This is a genomic window from Helicobacter didelphidarum, assembly GCF_003364195.1.
GTDB lineage: Bacteria > Campylobacterota > Campylobacteria > Campylobacterales > Helicobacteraceae > Helicobacter_A > Helicobacter_A didelphidarum.
In genome coordinates, this window is the sequence record NZ_NXLQ01000194.1 from 1 (window position 1) to 553 (window position 553).

At 32.4% G+C, this 553-nt stretch carries 2 pseudogenes; both read left to right on the forward strand.

The window, feature by feature from the left end:
- Window positions 1–267, forward strand: a pseudogene (locus tag CQA53_RS12970) (hypothetical protein); the annotation flags it as partial.
- Window positions 268–278: 11 nt separating this feature from the next.
- Window positions 279–553, forward strand: a pseudogene (locus CQA53_RS11895) (hypothetical protein); the annotation flags it as partial.

The following is a 553-nucleotide window of genomic DNA, read 5'->3' on the forward strand; positions in this document are numbered from 1 at the left end:
AACCTAAAAGATAATAAGCCAAACTCGGAAAAACATAGAGAATTTTTAAAATCTTTAAATACCATAGGGTTAAATAATATTAGGGCTATGTATGAGGGGATAATGAAAGATAAAGAACAACAGAGAGAAAGTAGAAGCAGAAGCAATTCTAATGAAAAATTTGAAATACAAAGTGTTTCTACAAAGAATACCCAAGAAAAACCCCCTAAACTCATAGGTAGATTAGCCACTACTATTGTCATGAAAAATGGCTTATACATAGGATAAAAGGAGATAACATGAGTGAAACATATGAAGTAACACTACCAAATTCTGTTTATTTGAATGTGGATAAAAGAACAAATAAAGTTTATTTTAGTGACGATGGCGATTCTGATGTTGGAAAATACACCAAAGAATATTCCAAAGCTGTTTTGCAAGCCGATAAGATACTAAGAACTTCTCCTTACATAAACTACAAACCCAACTACCTAGACCCTAACTACTACACAGGGCAGAAGTCTCATCTCTCAGAGTTTAAAGCAATCCAAAAGCTTTATTATAAAGACCCTAT